The sequence below is a fragment of the Pseudomonas sp. SP16.1 genome, assembly GCF_052682975.1.
Genome location: NZ_JBQYFZ010000001.1, coordinates 3,971,895 through 3,986,279, shown reverse-complemented (window position 1 = coordinate 3,986,279; position 14,385 = coordinate 3,971,895). Strand labels below are relative to the sequence as shown.

Sequence of the window (14,385 nt, the reverse complement as noted above, 5' to 3'; positions counted from 1 at the left end):
ACATAATTTCGCGAATCCCTCGCGCTGCACAGAATGCGGCCAACACCCAGCGGCCAGCCGCGACAGCACAACAACAACGATCAGCGTCCGAGGAACCCTGCCATGACCGACCTGAATCAAACCGCCTTTCAGCCCTATCGGGATGCGGCAGCCGTGCCCACGGCAATCGACACCCTGGTGGTCGGCGCCGGCCAGGCCGGTGTGGCCGTCAGCGAGCACCTGAGCAAGCTCGGCGTGCCGCACCTAGTGCTGGAGAAGAACCGCATCGCCGAAGCCTGGCGCAGCGGGCGCTGGGATTCGCTGGTGGCCAACGGTCCGGCCTGGCACGACCGTTTCCCCGGCCGGGAATTCGACCTCGACCCCGACGCCTTCGCCGCCAAGGATCAGGTGGCGGACTACTTCGAGGCCTACGCCCGCCAGTTCGACGCGCCGATCCGCACCGGCGTGGAGGTGCGGCGCGTGCGGCGCAACCCCGACCGCGCCGGCTTCACGGTGGAGACCTCCGCCGGCGTGATCCAGGCCAACCGCGTGGTCTCCGCCACCGGCCCCTTCCAGCGCCCGGTGATCCCGGCTATCGCGCCCAAGGACGAATCGCTCTACCAGATCCACTCGGCCGCCTACCGCAACCCTGGCCAGCTGCCGGAGGGCGGCGTGCTGGTGGTCGGCGCCGGCTCCTCGGGGGTGCAGATCGCCGACGAGCTGATGCGCGCCGGGCGCCGCGTCTACCTCTCGGTGGGCCCGCACGACCGGCCGCCGCGCAGCTACCGCAACCGCGACTTCTGCTGGTGGCTGGGCGTGCTCGGCCTGTGGGACGCCGAGGCCGCGCAGCCGGGCAAGGAGCACGTGACCATCGCCGTCAGCGGCGCGCGCGGCGGCGAGACCATCGATTTTCGCCGCCTGGCTCAGCAGGGCATGACCCTGGTCGGCCTGACCCAGGCGTTCGACGGCGGCCTGGTGCGCTTCCAGGACGACCTGGCGGACAACCTAGCGCGCGGCGACGAGAACTACCTGGCGCTGCTCGATGCCGCCGACGCCTATATCGCCCGCAACGGCCTCGACCTGCCGGAGGAGCCCGAGGCGCGCCGGATCTACCCGGACGCCGAGTGCATCCGCCAGCCGATTCGCGAACTCGACCTGGCCGCCGCCGGCATCGCTTCGATCATCTGGGCCACCGGCTACGCCGTGGATTTCAGCTGGCTGCAGGTCGACGCCTTCGACGCGGCGGGCAAGCCGCGGCACCAGCGCGGCGTGTCCAGCGAACCCGGGGTGTACTTCGTCGGCCTGCCCTGGCTGTCGCGCCGCGGCTCCACCTTTATCTGGGGCGTGTGGCACGACGCCAAGCACATCGCCGATCACATCGCCACGCAGCGCAAGTACGCCGAGTACCGCGACCCCGCGCAGCGTCAAGCCTGCACCGTCCAACAAGCCGCCTCCTGGGAGTAAGTCGATGCCTACCCATACCCGCATCCGCATGTTCAACACCAAAGACACCTACCCGAACCAGAGCCTGGACAACGACCTGTGCCAGGCGGTGCGCGCCGGCAACACCGTGTACGTGCGCGGCCAGGTCGGCACCGACTTCGAGGGCCGTCTGGTCGGCCTCGGCGACGCCCGCGCGCAGACCGAGCAGGCGATGAAGAACGTCAAGCAGCTGCTGGAAGAGGCCGGCAGCGACCTGTCGCACATCGTCAAGACCACCACCTACCTGATCGACCCGCGCTACCGCGAGGCGGTCTACCAGGAGGTCGGCAAGTGGCTCAAGGGCGTGTTCCCGATCTCCACCGGCCTGGTGGTCTCGGCCCTCGGCCAGCCACAGTGGCTGATGGAGATCGACGTGATCGCGGTGATCCCGGACGACTGGCAACGCTAAGGAGCCGCCCATGACCTTTTCCATCGTCGGCCGCTGCAGTGACACCGGCCAGCTGGGCATCGCCATCAGCTCCTCGAGCATCGCCGTCGGCGCGCGTTGCCCCTGGCTGCGCGCCGGGGTCGGCGCGGTGGCCTCGCAGAACGTCACCCTGCCGGCCCTCGGCCCGCAGATCCTCGATTTGCTCGAGGCCGGCCAAGAGCCCGCCGCGGCGCTGGACCAGGCCCTGGCCCGCAACGGCTACAGCCAGTACCGCCAGGTCGCGGTGCTCGACGGCCAGGGCCGCAGCGCGCTGTTTTCCGGCAGCCAGGCGCTCGGCGTGCATAACGTCCTGGCCGGCGAACAATGCGTGGCCGCCGGCAACCTGCTGGCCTCCGCAGCGGTGATCGAGGCGCTGGTCAGCGCCTTCGAACAGAGCCCGGGGCAACTGGCCGAGCGCCTGCTGGCGGCGATGCGGGCGGCCATGGCCGCCGGCGGCGAAGCCGGGCCGGTGCACTCGGCGGCGCTCAAGGTGGTCGGCGACCTGACCTGGCCGATGGTCGACCTGCGCGTCGACTGGGCCGAGCAGGACCCCATCGGCGAGCTGGACCAGCTCTGGCAGGCCTATGCCCCGCAGATGCAGGACTACCTGACCCGCGCCCTCGACCCCACCGCCGCGCCCAGCTATGGCGTGCCGGGGGACGAGTGACGGCGCTGCCGCCCCCAGGGTGCGCCGCGCGCACCCATGACCCCGACCACGGAGACCGCGCCATGCCCAGCAGCCGCGACCTGCTCGCCGACCTGATCGCCTTCGACACCACCAGTCGCAAGTCCAACCTGGAGCTGATCGATTACGTCCGCGACTACCTGGCCGGCCTCGGCGTCGTCTGCGAGCTGGACCATAACGCCGAGCGCAGCAAGGCCAACCTGCATGCGCGCATTGGCCCGGCCGGCGCCGGCGGGGTGATGCTCTCCGGCCACAGCGACGTGGTGCCGGTGGACGGCCAGGCCTGGAGCGTGCCGGCCTTCGAGCTTACCGAGCGCGACGGCCTGCTGTACGGCCGCGGCACGACGGACATGAAGGGCTTTATCGCCTCCGTGCTGGCCGGCGTTCCGCGCTTTCTGGAACAACCACTGCGCCTGCCGCTGCATATCGCCATCTCCTACGACGAGGAGGTCGGCTGCCTCGGCGTGCGCAGCCTGGTCGAGCGCCTGCGCGCCAGCCCCGAGCGCCCGGCCATCTGCCTGATCGGCGAACCCACCGAGATGCGCCCGGTGCTCGGCCACAAGGGCAAGCTGGCGATGCGCTGCCAGGTGCACGGCGCCGCCTGTCACTCGGCCTACGCGCCGCAGGGGGTCAACGCCATCGAGTACGCCGCCAAGCTGATCGGCAAGCTTGGCGAAATCGGCGCCGCTCTGGCCGCGCCGGGGCGCCGCGACGCGCGTTTCGACCCGCCCTATTCGACGGTACAGACCGGCCTGATCGAGGGCGGCCGGGCGCTGAACATAGTCCCGGCTGACTGCCAGTTCGACTTCGAGGTGCGCGCGCTGCCGGCCGACGATCCGCAGCAGGTGGCGCGTGAGCTGCGCGCCTACGCCGAAACCGAGCTGCTGCCGCAGATGCGCGCGGTGAGCGCGGCCAGCGCCATCGAGTTCCAGGCGCTGTCGGCCTACCCCGGCCTGGCCTGCGACCCGCAGGGCGAAGCCGCCGAGCTGCTGGCGCTGCTCAGCGGTTCGCGGGATTTCAGCACCGTGGCCTTCGGCACCGAGGGCGGGCTGTTCGACGAAGCCGGCATCGCCACGGTGATCTGCGGCCCCGGCAGCATGGAGCAGGGCCATAAACCCGACGAGTTCGTCAGCCTGCAACAGCTGGATGCCTGCGACGCGCTGCTGGCGCGGCTGGCGCGCTGGCTGGCGGCGTGAACATCTGCCGCCAGCCCACTCGCGGACGGGGGGCGTGCCTGCTGCCGGCGCTGTCTCGCAGCCCTCCGGCCCACCGGGGATGGACCTCACTCCAGCCCTCGAGCCCTGCGCATCGCGGCGTGCGCCTGGGGAAAGTACCGCCAGCGCTGTGGCAGCAGCTTCCACAGCGTCCTCACCAGCAGGGCAAAGTCCCGCAGGCGCCGCTGATCTTTCACGCTCCACGCCAGACCCAGGCGCTGGCGCAACTCCACCGGCATGGTGCCCACCGCGAGCCAGCGCGCGCCTCGGTCGAATACCGGTCGTAACACCCACCACAGCGGGCCGCGCATCCAGGTATAGGGGGGCGGCAGCTTCTGCCTGCCGGCAAGAAACCAGCGGGCTACGTCGGTCATTTCCAGTCGCTTGTCCAGCATGCCTCGCCAGTAATCCTTGAACGCCGCGTAATCGGCCGGCACCGTCGTCATCGGCAGGCCATACAGGGCGTACCACTGGATCGATTCCTGATACAGGCGTTCCTGCGTTGCCTCGTCGATGGGCGTGCCGAAGAGCGTCTGCGTGGCGATCTGCCCTTCGAAGAACGTGGCATGGGCCCAGTAGAAGAGTTCCGGGCTAAGCGCGTGATAGCGGCGGCCATGGGCATCCACTCCCTTGATCTGCCGGTGCCAGTCGCGGATCTGCTGGCCCATGGTCGGCGAGTTCTTGCCGCCATAAACCACGGCGAGAATCGGCGGTATGGAACGAAACAGGCGATTCCACGGATTGAGGAACAGGTCGGAGTGCTCCTGTACGCCAGCGGCGAGACTTGGGTGCAGGTTCTGCAGCAGGCCGACGCGGCTGATCAACAGCAGTCCGCGCAGGTCTCCGAAATATCGCCAGGTCAGCGACTCCGGCCCCAGGGGATCTATCTGCTGCTCGGTGGTATTGGAACACAGGGTCTGCATGCTTGGTCGCTCCCGTGCGATTGTGTGCCACCGATGTTAATGCGAGTATTAGCTCGCATTAAATTCGCAAAGGAGTGGTTATGCGCAAGCGCCCTTGCCAGCAGCGTTCGCAACAGATGGTGGATCTCCTCTTGGGGGCCTGTGCTCGGGTGATCGCAGGTCAGGGGCTGGCCAACCTGACCACCAACAGGGTGGCCGCCGAGGCGGGAGTGAGCGTGGGCTCCCTTTACCAGTACTTCGCGAACAAGCAGGAGCTGCTGGAGGCGCTGCTGGAACGCATGACGTTCGAGGTGGCCTGCCTGATCGACGCCCGCATGACGCAGCTGCTGGAAGCCGACGTCAAGGCTGCGGTGAGGATGCTGTTGCGCGAAGTGCTCGCATTCATTCGTGGTGGCGACGGCTGTTACCTGGAGTTGGTACGCCACTGGCAACAGCTTCAGACGCTGCAGGTGATCGATCGTCTGGAGCGTCATCTGTTCGAGGTTTGTCGGCGCTACCTGCTGCGCCATGTCCGCGAGTACCCCATCGAAAACCCAGTGCCGATATTGTTCGTGATCATCAACGGCACCCTGATGACGCTGGTTCGCTATCTGGCGCTGGACAACCCGCCTCTGAGCGAAGAGGAACTGATCGATAGCCTGGCCAATATGCTGGCGGCAGCCTTGGTTTCGGCGACAGACGGCCAGTGCGAGCCGCAAGCGCAGGCCGTTTGACCACTTAGCCCTCGACCCACTCGCAGGCAGGCGTGAGTGATGCAGGCCGGCCGGGTCGCCCCGGCCGGCTGGCTGGCTGGATCAGAGGATGTCGTAGGGGTATTCGATGATCACGCGAACCTGATCGGCATCGCCGTCCCAGCTGTCGTCGCCACCGGAGATGCGGTGGGTCGCCCAGCGCACGCGGGTGGACAGGTTCTTGGCCGGACCTTCCTGCACCACGTACTTGATGTCGACGTCGCGCTCCCAATGCTCTTCGCCGTCGGCGGTGGCGTAGTAGCTGTAGGCGCCGTTGCCCACGTCGCTGCCGTCGATGTCGGTACCCTTGATGTAGCGCACGCCGAAGGTCAGGCCGGGCACGCCGTAGCTGGCGAAGTCCAGGTTGTAGAACGCACCGTAAGACTTTTCGTTCGGGCCGTTGAAGTCCACCAGCTGCGAGGAGTTGGCCAGGTAGATGGAGTCGTGGAAGGTGCCCGGGCCCATGCCCAGGTAATCGAACGGCTGGTCGCCGTCGATCTCCTGGTAAGTCAGTTTGAAGGTGTGGGCGCCGACGGTGTAAGCCGCTGCCAGCGAGTAGGCGAGCGTGTCGATTTCACCCGCCAGCGACTGACCTTTGTCATCCGTCTTATAGACGTTGACGTCGAAGTTCATGCTTTGGGAGTCGCTGATCGGCAAGGTGTAGTTGGTGTTGGCGTAGTACTGGCGCCAGATGTCCTCGTACTCGGAACCGTACAGGGTGACGCTGAGGTTGTCGGTGAGCGAGTAGCTGCCGCCGACGAAGTCCACCGTATCGGTGCTGACGCCGGCATAGGCGGCGTAGAAGTCGTCGTCGCTGTTGGTGCTGTTGAAGTCCTTGGCGGCGGTCAGGTGGGCGGCTTCCAGGCTCAGGCCCTCCAGCTCGCTGCTGCTCAGCCACAGACCGGTGGCGGTGCCCGGCACCAGGCGCGCATCGGCCGGGGCGAATACCGGGTTGTAGGGGCGCAGGTTGTTGCCGTATTTCAGCTCGGTATTGGAGAGGCGCATCTTGACGTTGGCGCCGGCCGAACTGGCGGAGCTCGCGGTGCCGTCACCCTCGGGCACCAGCACCCCGGCGCGGCCCGAATACCCCTGGCCACCGTCCAGCTTGATCGCCGTATAGGCGCTGGCATCGACGCCGAAGCCGACGGTGCCCTGGGTATAGCCGGATTGATAGTCGAGGCGCAGGCCCTGGCCCCATTCGCGGCGATCGACGTCGTCACCGTGGTAGGTGTGGTAGTCGTGATGCCAGTACATGTTGCGGGCGAGGAACTTGAGGCTGCTGTCCTCGACGAAACCCTGGCTGTCGGCCTGGCTGGCGATGGCCAGAGGAGCGCCCGAGGTCGCGGCGATGGCCAGGGCCAGGAGTGATTTTCTGCTGAATGACATTGCTTGCTCTCCGAATCTTATTAGTGTCGTTGGCGGCAGAGAAAGGGGCGTCGCATCCTCCCTTGAACGAGCGAGAGTGTGGGTGGGCCATGGACGCTGGCCGAAAGCAGCGAGCCCCCAGACCCGGCGGGGCCGGGCCTCGGGCGAGATTACGGAGGTCGGCGGATCGCGGATGGACGAGAACGACAGCCAGCGGTCTGAAACCGACTCGAAGCGAAGCGGCGGACGGGCGTGCTAGCAGGCGCCGAGCTGCTATTTTTTACCCACCGCCGGGCGTCGTTCAGCTAGGACTGGCGGACTAGAGCCGCTCGGTTACAGAGGAGGCGGGCATGGACAGATTCAGCGGCGGTTGCCTGTGCGGCGACGTGCGCATCCTGGCCACCGGCCGTCCATACCGGGTCGGCCTGTGCCACTGCCTGGACTGCCGCAAGCACCATGGCGCGCTGTTCTACGCGGCCGCGGTATTCCCCGAGGACGCCGTGACGATCGAGGGCGAAACCCGCGACTACGCCGGCCGCTTCTTCTGCCCCCGCTGCGGTTCCTCGGTTTTCGCCCGCAGCGCCGACGAGATCGAGGTGCACCTGGGCGTCCTCGACCATCCCGACCAGTTGCCGCCGACCTACGAGTGCTGGACCATTCGACGCGAGTCCTGGCTGCCGGCATTTGCGCTGGCCAGGCGCTACCCGCGTGACCGGGAGGCTCGGGGGCGCGAGGAGGAGTAGGGCGACAGCGGGCCGTAAGTCGCGCCCGCCAGCCGATAGCTGCGCGGCTTCGTCCGCCCCACGGTCTATTGGCGCGCCTGCTGCAGGCGGTGCAAGCGCCGCAGGCTGCTGCCGAGGGGCGGCAAAACGTCGGGACGGTAGCGGCCACAACGACTTTTCGCATGGCCCTCGGCGACCGCAGCGTGGTCATGAACGACATTAGAAAAGCTGATCCCAGGCATTAGCCTGAACCCGGTTTACGTAGCGATCATGCGCTGCGCATCATCCTTTAGCTACGCGGTAGGCATAAGAAAAACTACTGTCAAACGCCGCCCGACGGCTCGCGGGAGGCGTGCGTCCGGCCTCGCTGCGAGAGCGACGCGCGATACCGGCCGTCGAGGCGGATAAGGGCGCATTCCGCCCTCGCTTCCTCCAGCCCTGCAGGACAACGGGCTTGTCGGGTCAGAAAGACAAGAACAACAAAATCCACCGAACCATGATGAGGAAAGCCCATGCTCTCCGATAAACACCTGGATGCGCTGATCGAGCAGCGCGGCATCCTCAAGGGTCTGCACCCCACGCTCGGCATCACCGCCATCAGCCTGATCGCGTTCTTCATGCTCTACGCGATTCTGCTCGGCCAGGTGGCCAGCGAGCAGTTCCTCGGCCTCAAGACCTGGATCGAAAGCACCCTCGGCTGGTACTACGTGCTGATGATGTTCCTCGCCTTCGCGGTGTGCCTGTACGTCACTTGCTCCCGGGTCGGGCGGATTCGCCTCGGCCGCGATGATGAGCGGCCGGAGTTCAGCAACTTCGCCTGGTTCTCCATGCTGTTCAGCTGCGGCACCGGGGCGGCGCTGCTGTTCTTCGGCGTATCGGAGCCGATGATCCACTTCGCCAGCGCCTGGAGCGGTGGCAATCCCTTCGTGACGGACGAGATCAAGGCGGCGGTGGCGGCCTTCTTCGTCGCCAAGCAGGCGGCGCTGGCGCAGGGCCTGCTGCCGGGGGATGCGGGCTTCCCGGTGCCCAGCGATCAGGTGGCGCAGGCGGCGGCCAGCGGCATCAAGCTGACGGTGTTCCACTGGGGCACCGTGGCCTGGGCGATGTACGGCCTGGTCGGCGTGTCGCTGGCCTATTTCGCCTTCCGCAAGGGGTTGCCGCTGTCGATCCGCTCGGCGCTGTATCCGCTGATCGGCAACCGCATCTACGGGCCGATCGGCCATACCGTGGACATCCTCACCGTGTTCGGCACCATCTTCGGCATCGCCACCACCCTGGGCCTGGGCGTCGAGCAGATCAGCGTCGGGCTGATTTCCCTGGGGCTGATCGAGGAGAAGTCGCAGTGGGTCACCGTGCTGTCGATTGCCCTGATCACCCTCTCGGCGACGGCCTCGGCCACCAGCGGCGTGGCCCGCGGTATCAAGATGCTGTCGACCGCCAACACCTGGATCTGCATCGCGATCATCAGCTACTTCCTGATCGCCAGCGATGCCAACTACCTGATCGCCAGCACCGTCACGGCCTTCGGTGACTACCTGTCCGATGGCCTGTCGATGAACCTGTGGACCGCGCGCAGCCCCGAGGCTCGGGAGTGGCAGGGCGGCTGGACGATCTTCTACTGGGGTTGGTGGATCGCCTGGGCCGGCTTCGTCGGCATGTTCATCGCGCGCATCTCCCGCGGACGCACCATCCGCGAGTTCATGCTGGGGGTGATGTTCATTCCCTCGCTGATCGCCATCATCTGGTTCGGCGTCCTCGGTTCGGCGGGCATTCACGAGGCGATCTACGGCGCGGACATGAGCATCTACAGCGCCGCCGTGCACGACTGGAACTACGCCGGGGCGTTCTACGCGGTGTTCGATGTGCTGACGCCGGGCGCGATGGCCACCGTGGCCAAGGCGGCGGCGCTGCTCGTGGTGGTGGTGTTCTTCGTCACCTCGGCCGACTCCGGCACCCTGGTGCTGGGCCGCCTGCTGGCCTTCGGCCGCCGCCCGCCGGTGCAGCAGCGCATCATCTGGGGCTCGCTGCTCGGCCTGGTGACGCTGGTGGTGTTGCTGCTCGGCGGCGAGCAGGCGATGAAGTCGCTGCAGGCGGCGTCGATTGCAGGCGCCTTGCCCTTCACCTTCGTCCTGCTGGGCATGATGGTCGGGCTGATCCGCTCGCTGCGCCAGGACGGCGCCAGCATCATCGACAACGAGGAGCACATCCGCCGCATGATCGAGCGGGAGATCGCCGATCTGTCGTAGCGGCGCGTCCTGGCAGGCCGTTGAAAAACGTAGGCGACGACTGCATGGATGCAGGAGGTAGAGCGACGCAGGAAGCCAAAGCCGAGGTGGTTTTTCAACAGCCTGCTAGTAGCGGGCGAAGCGCTGGCGATACTGCCCCGGCGTCAGCGCCGTGAGCTCCTTGAACATGCGGCGCAGGTTGGAGTCGCTGCTGAAGCCCAGCTCGGCGCTGATGCTGGCGAGCGGCGCCGAGGTCAGAATCAGGCGCTCGCTGACCTGGTTCAGTTTGATGCGCCGGGCATAAGTGGCCACGGCCATCCCGGTTTCGCCCAGCACCTTGCGCGCCAGCGAGCGCTCGGACAGGCCCAGCGCGCTTGCCAGCGCGGCGATGCGGATCTGCTCGGCGGGCAGGCGCTCGACCAGGTCGTGCAGCTGGCGCAGCAACCTGCTCGGCTGCTCGATCAGGCTCATCGCCTGGAAGGCGTCGTGGCTCACCGCGGGGCGTGGCAGCACCATCAGCTTGACCAGATCGCGCAGGACGGCGGGGCTGACCTGCTGCTCGATCAGACGCTGGGCGATCGGCAGATAGCCGTTCACCCCGGACGCCGTGGCATTGCCGGCATTGACGATACAACTCTGCTCGCACTGCCAGCGCACCTTCGGCTGGCGCTTGCGCAGGCTGTCGGCCAGCCACCAGGTCACCGTCGCCGGCTGCCCGTCGAGCAGGCCGCTGGCCGCCACCAGGCTGACGCCGACGCAATAGCTCCATACCCGGCTGCGCTTGCCCAGCCGGCCCAGCGCGGCGATCAGGGTGGCGTTGGCGCTCAGCGCCTGTTCCACCTGCTGCGCCGACTCGGCCCAGAAGCCGGGCACCAGGATGGCATCGCGCGGCTCGTCGGCCAGCGCCTGCCGCGCCTCCAGGGCGAGGCCGTGGGCGCAACGGACCGGACCGCGCTGCAGCGCGACGAACTCGGTGGCGAACAGCGTCTGGCCGGCGCGCCGATTGGCACCGTGCAGCAGGTCGGCGAAGGCGAGCAGGCCGGCGGGCATGCATTCGGGAAACAACAGCAGGCCGATACGCAGGGGAGTAGGCATGGTCTGATTTGAATCGATTATGGCGAATTTCGCCATTATGGCCGCGGCGCCGGCTCGGCACCATGGCGCCATCTCCCGCACAGGACGCCGTGATGAAGATTCAGCAGATCCGCAATGCCACGATCATTATCGAGCTGGGCGCGCAGCGCATCCTGGTCGACCCCATGCTGGCGGCGAAAGGAGTCTTCCCGCCGTTGCGGCTGTTCGCCGCCAGGCGGCGCAATCCGCTGGTGGAGTTGCCCGACGGTACCGACGCGGCGCTGGAGACGGTGACCCACTGCCTGATCACCCACTGCCAGAAGGGCCACTTCGATCACCTCGATCGCGCGGCGATCCGCTGGCTGCGGGCGCGGCAGATCCCGCTCATCTGCACGCCGCACGACGCGCCCTATCTGGCCGCGCGCGGCCTCAATGTGCAGCCGCTGGAGCTGGACGCTCAGCAGTGCGCGCCGTTCTTCGGCGGTACCATCCGTACCCTGGCCTGCACCCACGGCCGAGGCCTGATCGGCAGGCTGATGGAACACGGCGTCGGCTACCTGCTCGAGGTGCCCGGCGAGCCCAGCCTGTACCTGGCCGGCGACACCATCCTCACCTCACGCATTCGCGACTTCGTCCGCCGCCACCAGCCGCAGGTCAGCGTGGTGCCCGCCGGCGGCGCGCGCTTCGACCTGGGTGGCGAGATCATCATGGGGCTGGACGAGGTGCTGGAATTCACCCGTCTGAGCGAGGGTCGGGTCATCGCCAACCACCTAGAAGCCATCAGCCACTGCCCGGTCAGCCGCGAGCAGCTGGCGCAGGCGGCCAGCGCGGCCGGCCTCGCCCGGCGCCTGTTGATCCCCGACGACGGCCAGCTGCTGACATTGAGTTGAGCAGTCGGCGTTACGGCGTGGCGCCCTGGCTATCGCCGCCCAGCTGCGCCTGGCAATACTCGACGAACAGCTGCGCCGGCTTGGTCAGCTGCGCGCGCTTGAGCCAGGCGGCGACCAGGCCGGAGCCGCTGACCTCCTCGGCGATCTCCACCGTCACCACCTTCTTGCCGTCGTAGGTGCATTCCGAATGCGGGCGGGTGACCAGCAGGGAGAAGCCGAAGCCCTGGCCGACCATGCCGCGCACCATCTCGATCGACGGCGAGCTGAACACGATATTGGGGCTCAGCCCCAGCTCCTCGAAGATGCTGACGAAGTAGGTGCGGCTCGGCTGCACGTCGAGCAGGATCATCGGCTCCAGCACCAGGTCGCGCAGCGACACCTGGGCCTGGCCGGTGAAGCGATGGCCCTCGGGCAGCAGCGCGTAGGGCTTGGCCGGCGCCATCAGCGGCTCATGGGCGATGGTGGCGTCGAGGTCGTGGGCGTAGAGGATGGCCAAATCGAAGCTGCCGGCGGTCAGGCCCTGCACCAGTTCCTGCTGCTCGCCGTCGCGGATGCGGATCTCCACCCCAGGGTAGAGCGCGTTGAAGCCGGCGATCAGGCGTGGCAGATAGAGCGGGGCGACGGTCTCGAAGCAGCCGATATCGATCTGCCCGGCGACCACGTCGTTGTCGGCCAGGGCGTTCTGCTCGAACTCGCGGGCCATGCGCAGCAGCTCCTGGGCCTTCTTGTAGAAGCGCGCGCCGCCGGGGGTGAGCGACACGCCCTGGGCATGGTGACGGATAAACAGCTGCAGGCCGAAGCTGTCCTCCAGGCCCTTGATCGCGGTGGAGATCGACGGCTGGGCGATATACAGCTTGCGCGACGCCTCGGCGACGCTGCCGCATTCCACGGTGGTGACGAAGTACTTGAGCTGACGCAAGGTGTAGCTGGCCATGGCACTCTCTTTTCGCGCCCCTGCGGGAGGCGTCTGTGGTTGTGGGTGGCGCGATTTCACCTTACCCCAGGCCCTGGCGCCGGCTGCCCAGTTTTTTCATAAGCCGCGAGCATATATTTACTAATTTCGTCGTTTTCACCCCTGCGCCACCATCGACCTCGACAACAACAAGGGCCGCCCATGACGGCCGTGGCGAGGATCGAGGCGATGTTGCAACTCTCCGACTGGCAGCAGCGGGCTGCCGCTCAGGCTTTCCCCACCGGTGCACTGATCGACGGGCGCATGCGTCCGGCCGCATCCGGCGCCAGCTTCGCGTCGATCGACCCGGCGAACAACCGCCTGCTGGCCAATGTCGCCGCCTGCGCCGGCGCCGATGTCGATGCCGCGGTGGCCAGTGCCCGCCGCGCCTTCGAGCAGGGGCCCTGGCCACGCATGGCGCCGCGCGAGCGCAAGGCGGTGCTGCTGCGCCTGGCCGAGCTGATCCTGGCCAACCGTGAGGAGCTGGCGCTGCTCGACTCGCTGAACATGGGCAAGCCGGTGATGGATGCCTACAACCTCGACGTGCCCGGCGCCGCCGGCGTCTTCGCCTGGTATGGCGAGGCGCTGGACAAGCTCTACGACCAGGTCGCGCCGACCGCGAGCAACGCGCTGGCCACCATCGGCCGCGAGCCGCTGGGGGTGATCGGCGCCGTGGTGCCGTGGAACTTTCCCCTCGACCTGGCCGCCTGGAAGCTGGCCCCGGCACTGGCCGCCGGCAACAGCGTGGTGCTCAAACCGGCCGAGCAGTCGCCGTTCTCCGCCCTGCGCCTGGGCCAGCTGGCGCTGGAGGCCGGGCTGCCGGAGGGGGTACTCAACGTGGTGCCGGGCCTCGGCGAGAGCGCCGGCAAGGCCCTCGGCCTGCATATGGACGTCGACTGCCTGGCGTTCACCGGCTCCACCGAGGTGGGCAAGTACTTTATGGCCTATGCGGCGCAATCGAATTTGAAGCAGGTTTGGTTGGAGTGCGGCGGCAAGAGCCCCAACCTGGTGTTCGCCGACTGCCAGGACCTCGATCTGGCGGCGGAGAAGGCGGCCTTCGCCATCTTCTTCAACCAGGGCGAGGTGTGTTCGGCCAATTCGCGGCTGCTCGTCGAGCGCAGCATCCACGACGAGTTCGTCGAGCGCCTGCTGGCCAAGGCCCGCGACTGGCAGCCGGGCGACCCGCTCGATCCGACCAGCCGCATGGGCGCCATCGTCGAGGCGCGGCAGACCGAACGGATCATGGCCTTTATCGACCAGGCCCAGGGCGAGGGCGCCCGCCTGGCCTGCGGCGGCCAGCGCCTGCGTATCAACGGCTCGGACAACTTCATCACCCCGACCATCTTCACCGGCGTGCGTGCGGATATGCGTCTGGCCCGCGACGAGGTGTTCGGCCCGGTGCTGGCGGTGACCGCCTTCGACGACGAGGAGCAGGCCGTGGCCCTGGCCAACGACAGCGTCTACGGCCTGGCCGCCTCGCTGTGGAGCGACGACCTCAACCGCGCCCACCGCGTGGCCCGGCGCCTGCGCGCCGGCACCGTGTCGGTGAATACGGTCGATGCCCTAGACGTCTGCGTGCCGTTCGGCGGCTGCAAGCAGTCCGGCTTCGGCCGCGACCTGTCGCTGCATGCCTTCGACAAGTACAGCCATCTCAAGACCACCTGGGTCCAGCTACGCGGCTGAGCCTTCCGTTCCCCCTGTCACAACAACAAGATC

General features: G+C 67.5%; 13 protein-coding genes. 9 read left to right on the top strand and 4 right to left on the bottom strand.

Translation table 11 applies throughout. From position 1 onward, the window contains the following. Positions 1 to 102 precede the first annotated feature (102 nt). The 4 genes from ACUTAF_RS18845 to argE all read left to right on the top strand — a co-directional run bounded on the left by ACUTAF_RS18845 (position 103) and on the right by argE (position 3,769). Entirely contained in the window at positions 103 to 1,443 is a 1,341-nt protein-coding gene (locus tag ACUTAF_RS18845; RefSeq protein ID WP_445581404.1) for a flavin-containing monooxygenase, read from the top strand. 4 nt (positions 1,444 to 1,447) lie between these two features. Next, positions 1,448 to 1,870 carry a RidA family protein gene (locus ACUTAF_RS18840; RefSeq protein ID WP_021442260.1) on the top strand — a complete coding sequence of 141 codons (423 nt, stop codon included), beginning with the start codon at positions 1,448 to 1,450 and terminating at the stop codon, positions 1,868 to 1,870. Positions 1,871 to 1,880: 10 nt separating this feature from the next. Next, the gene (locus ACUTAF_RS18835; protein WP_445581403.1) at positions 1,881 to 2,555 is read left to right on the top strand and encodes a DUF1028 domain-containing protein; all 675 of its coding nucleotides are present in this window, start codon (positions 1,881 to 1,883) and stop codon (positions 2,553 to 2,555) included. Between the two features lie 62 nt (positions 2,556 to 2,617). Further along, complete coding sequence (gene argE / locus ACUTAF_RS18830) at positions 2,618 to 3,769, top strand: acetylornithine deacetylase (RefSeq protein ID WP_445581402.1); 1,152 nt, start codon at positions 2,618 to 2,620, stop codon at positions 3,767 to 3,769. 86 nt (positions 3,770 to 3,855) lie between these two features. Here argE and ACUTAF_RS18825 read toward each other — a convergent pair whose 3' ends face one another. Then, positions 3,856 to 4,710 (bottom strand): oxygenase MpaB family protein, encoded by an 855-nt coding sequence (locus ACUTAF_RS18825; protein ID WP_445581401.1) that lies wholly within the window; start codon positions 4,708 to 4,710, stop codon positions 3,856 to 3,858. Positions 4,711 to 4,790: 80 nt separating this feature from the next. Here ACUTAF_RS18825 and ACUTAF_RS18820 point away from each other — a divergent pair, with 80 nt between their 5' ends. Then, positions 4,791 to 5,423 (top strand): TetR/AcrR family transcriptional regulator, encoded by a 633-nt coding sequence (locus tag ACUTAF_RS18820; RefSeq protein WP_445581400.1) that lies wholly within the window; start codon positions 4,791 to 4,793, stop codon positions 5,421 to 5,423. A gap of 81 nt (positions 5,424 to 5,504) precedes the next feature. On the opposite strand, the gene ACUTAF_RS18815 is transcribed toward ACUTAF_RS18820, so the two are convergent. Then, positions 5,505 to 6,827, bottom strand: coding sequence for an OprD family porin (locus ACUTAF_RS18815; protein WP_445581399.1), 1,323 nt, complete (start codon positions 6,825 to 6,827; stop codon positions 5,505 to 5,507). Positions 6,828 to 7,156: 329 nt separating this feature from the next. Between ACUTAF_RS18815 and ACUTAF_RS18810 the strand changes: the two genes are divergently transcribed. Together ACUTAF_RS18810 and ACUTAF_RS18805 are read left to right on the top strand one after the other, a co-directional pair. Continuing rightward, positions 7,157 to 7,549, top strand: a complete 393-nt coding sequence (locus tag ACUTAF_RS18810) for a GFA family protein (protein WP_445581398.1) — start codon at positions 7,157 to 7,159, stop codon at positions 7,547 to 7,549. Positions 7,550 to 8,040: 491 nt separating this feature from the next. Further along, the gene (locus ACUTAF_RS18805; protein WP_445581397.1) at positions 8,041 to 9,774 is read left to right on the top strand and encodes a BCCT family transporter; all 1,734 of its coding nucleotides are present in this window, start codon (positions 8,041 to 8,043) and stop codon (positions 9,772 to 9,774) included. 105 nt (positions 9,775 to 9,879) lie between these two features. Here the strand turns inward: ACUTAF_RS18805 and ACUTAF_RS18800 are convergent, their stop codons facing one another. Further along, entirely contained in the window at positions 9,880 to 10,848 is a 969-nt protein-coding gene (locus ACUTAF_RS18800) for a GlxA family transcriptional regulator (RefSeq protein ID WP_445581396.1), read from the bottom strand. Between the two features lie 92 nt (positions 10,849 to 10,940). On the opposite strand from ACUTAF_RS18800, the gene ACUTAF_RS18795 reads away from it, so the two are divergent. Continuing rightward, the gene (locus ACUTAF_RS18795; protein WP_445581395.1) at positions 10,941 to 11,717 is read left to right on the top strand and encodes an MBL fold metallo-hydrolase; all 777 of its coding nucleotides are present in this window, start codon (positions 10,941 to 10,943) and stop codon (positions 11,715 to 11,717) included. A gap of 10 nt (positions 11,718 to 11,727) precedes the next feature. On the opposite strand, the gene ACUTAF_RS18790 is transcribed toward ACUTAF_RS18795, so the two are convergent. Next, on the bottom strand, positions 11,728 to 12,651 hold the full coding sequence (locus ACUTAF_RS18790; protein ID WP_445581394.1) for a LysR family transcriptional regulator: 924 nt from the start codon (positions 12,649 to 12,651) through the stop codon (positions 11,728 to 11,730). 207 nt (positions 12,652 to 12,858) lie between these two features. Here ACUTAF_RS18790 and ACUTAF_RS18785 point away from each other — a divergent pair, with 207 nt between their 5' ends. Then, positions 12,859 to 14,352 (top strand): aldehyde dehydrogenase, encoded by a 1,494-nt coding sequence (locus tag ACUTAF_RS18785; protein WP_445581393.1) that lies wholly within the window; start codon positions 12,859 to 12,861, stop codon positions 14,350 to 14,352. The last annotated feature ends 33 nt before the right edge of the window (positions 14,353 to 14,385 follow it).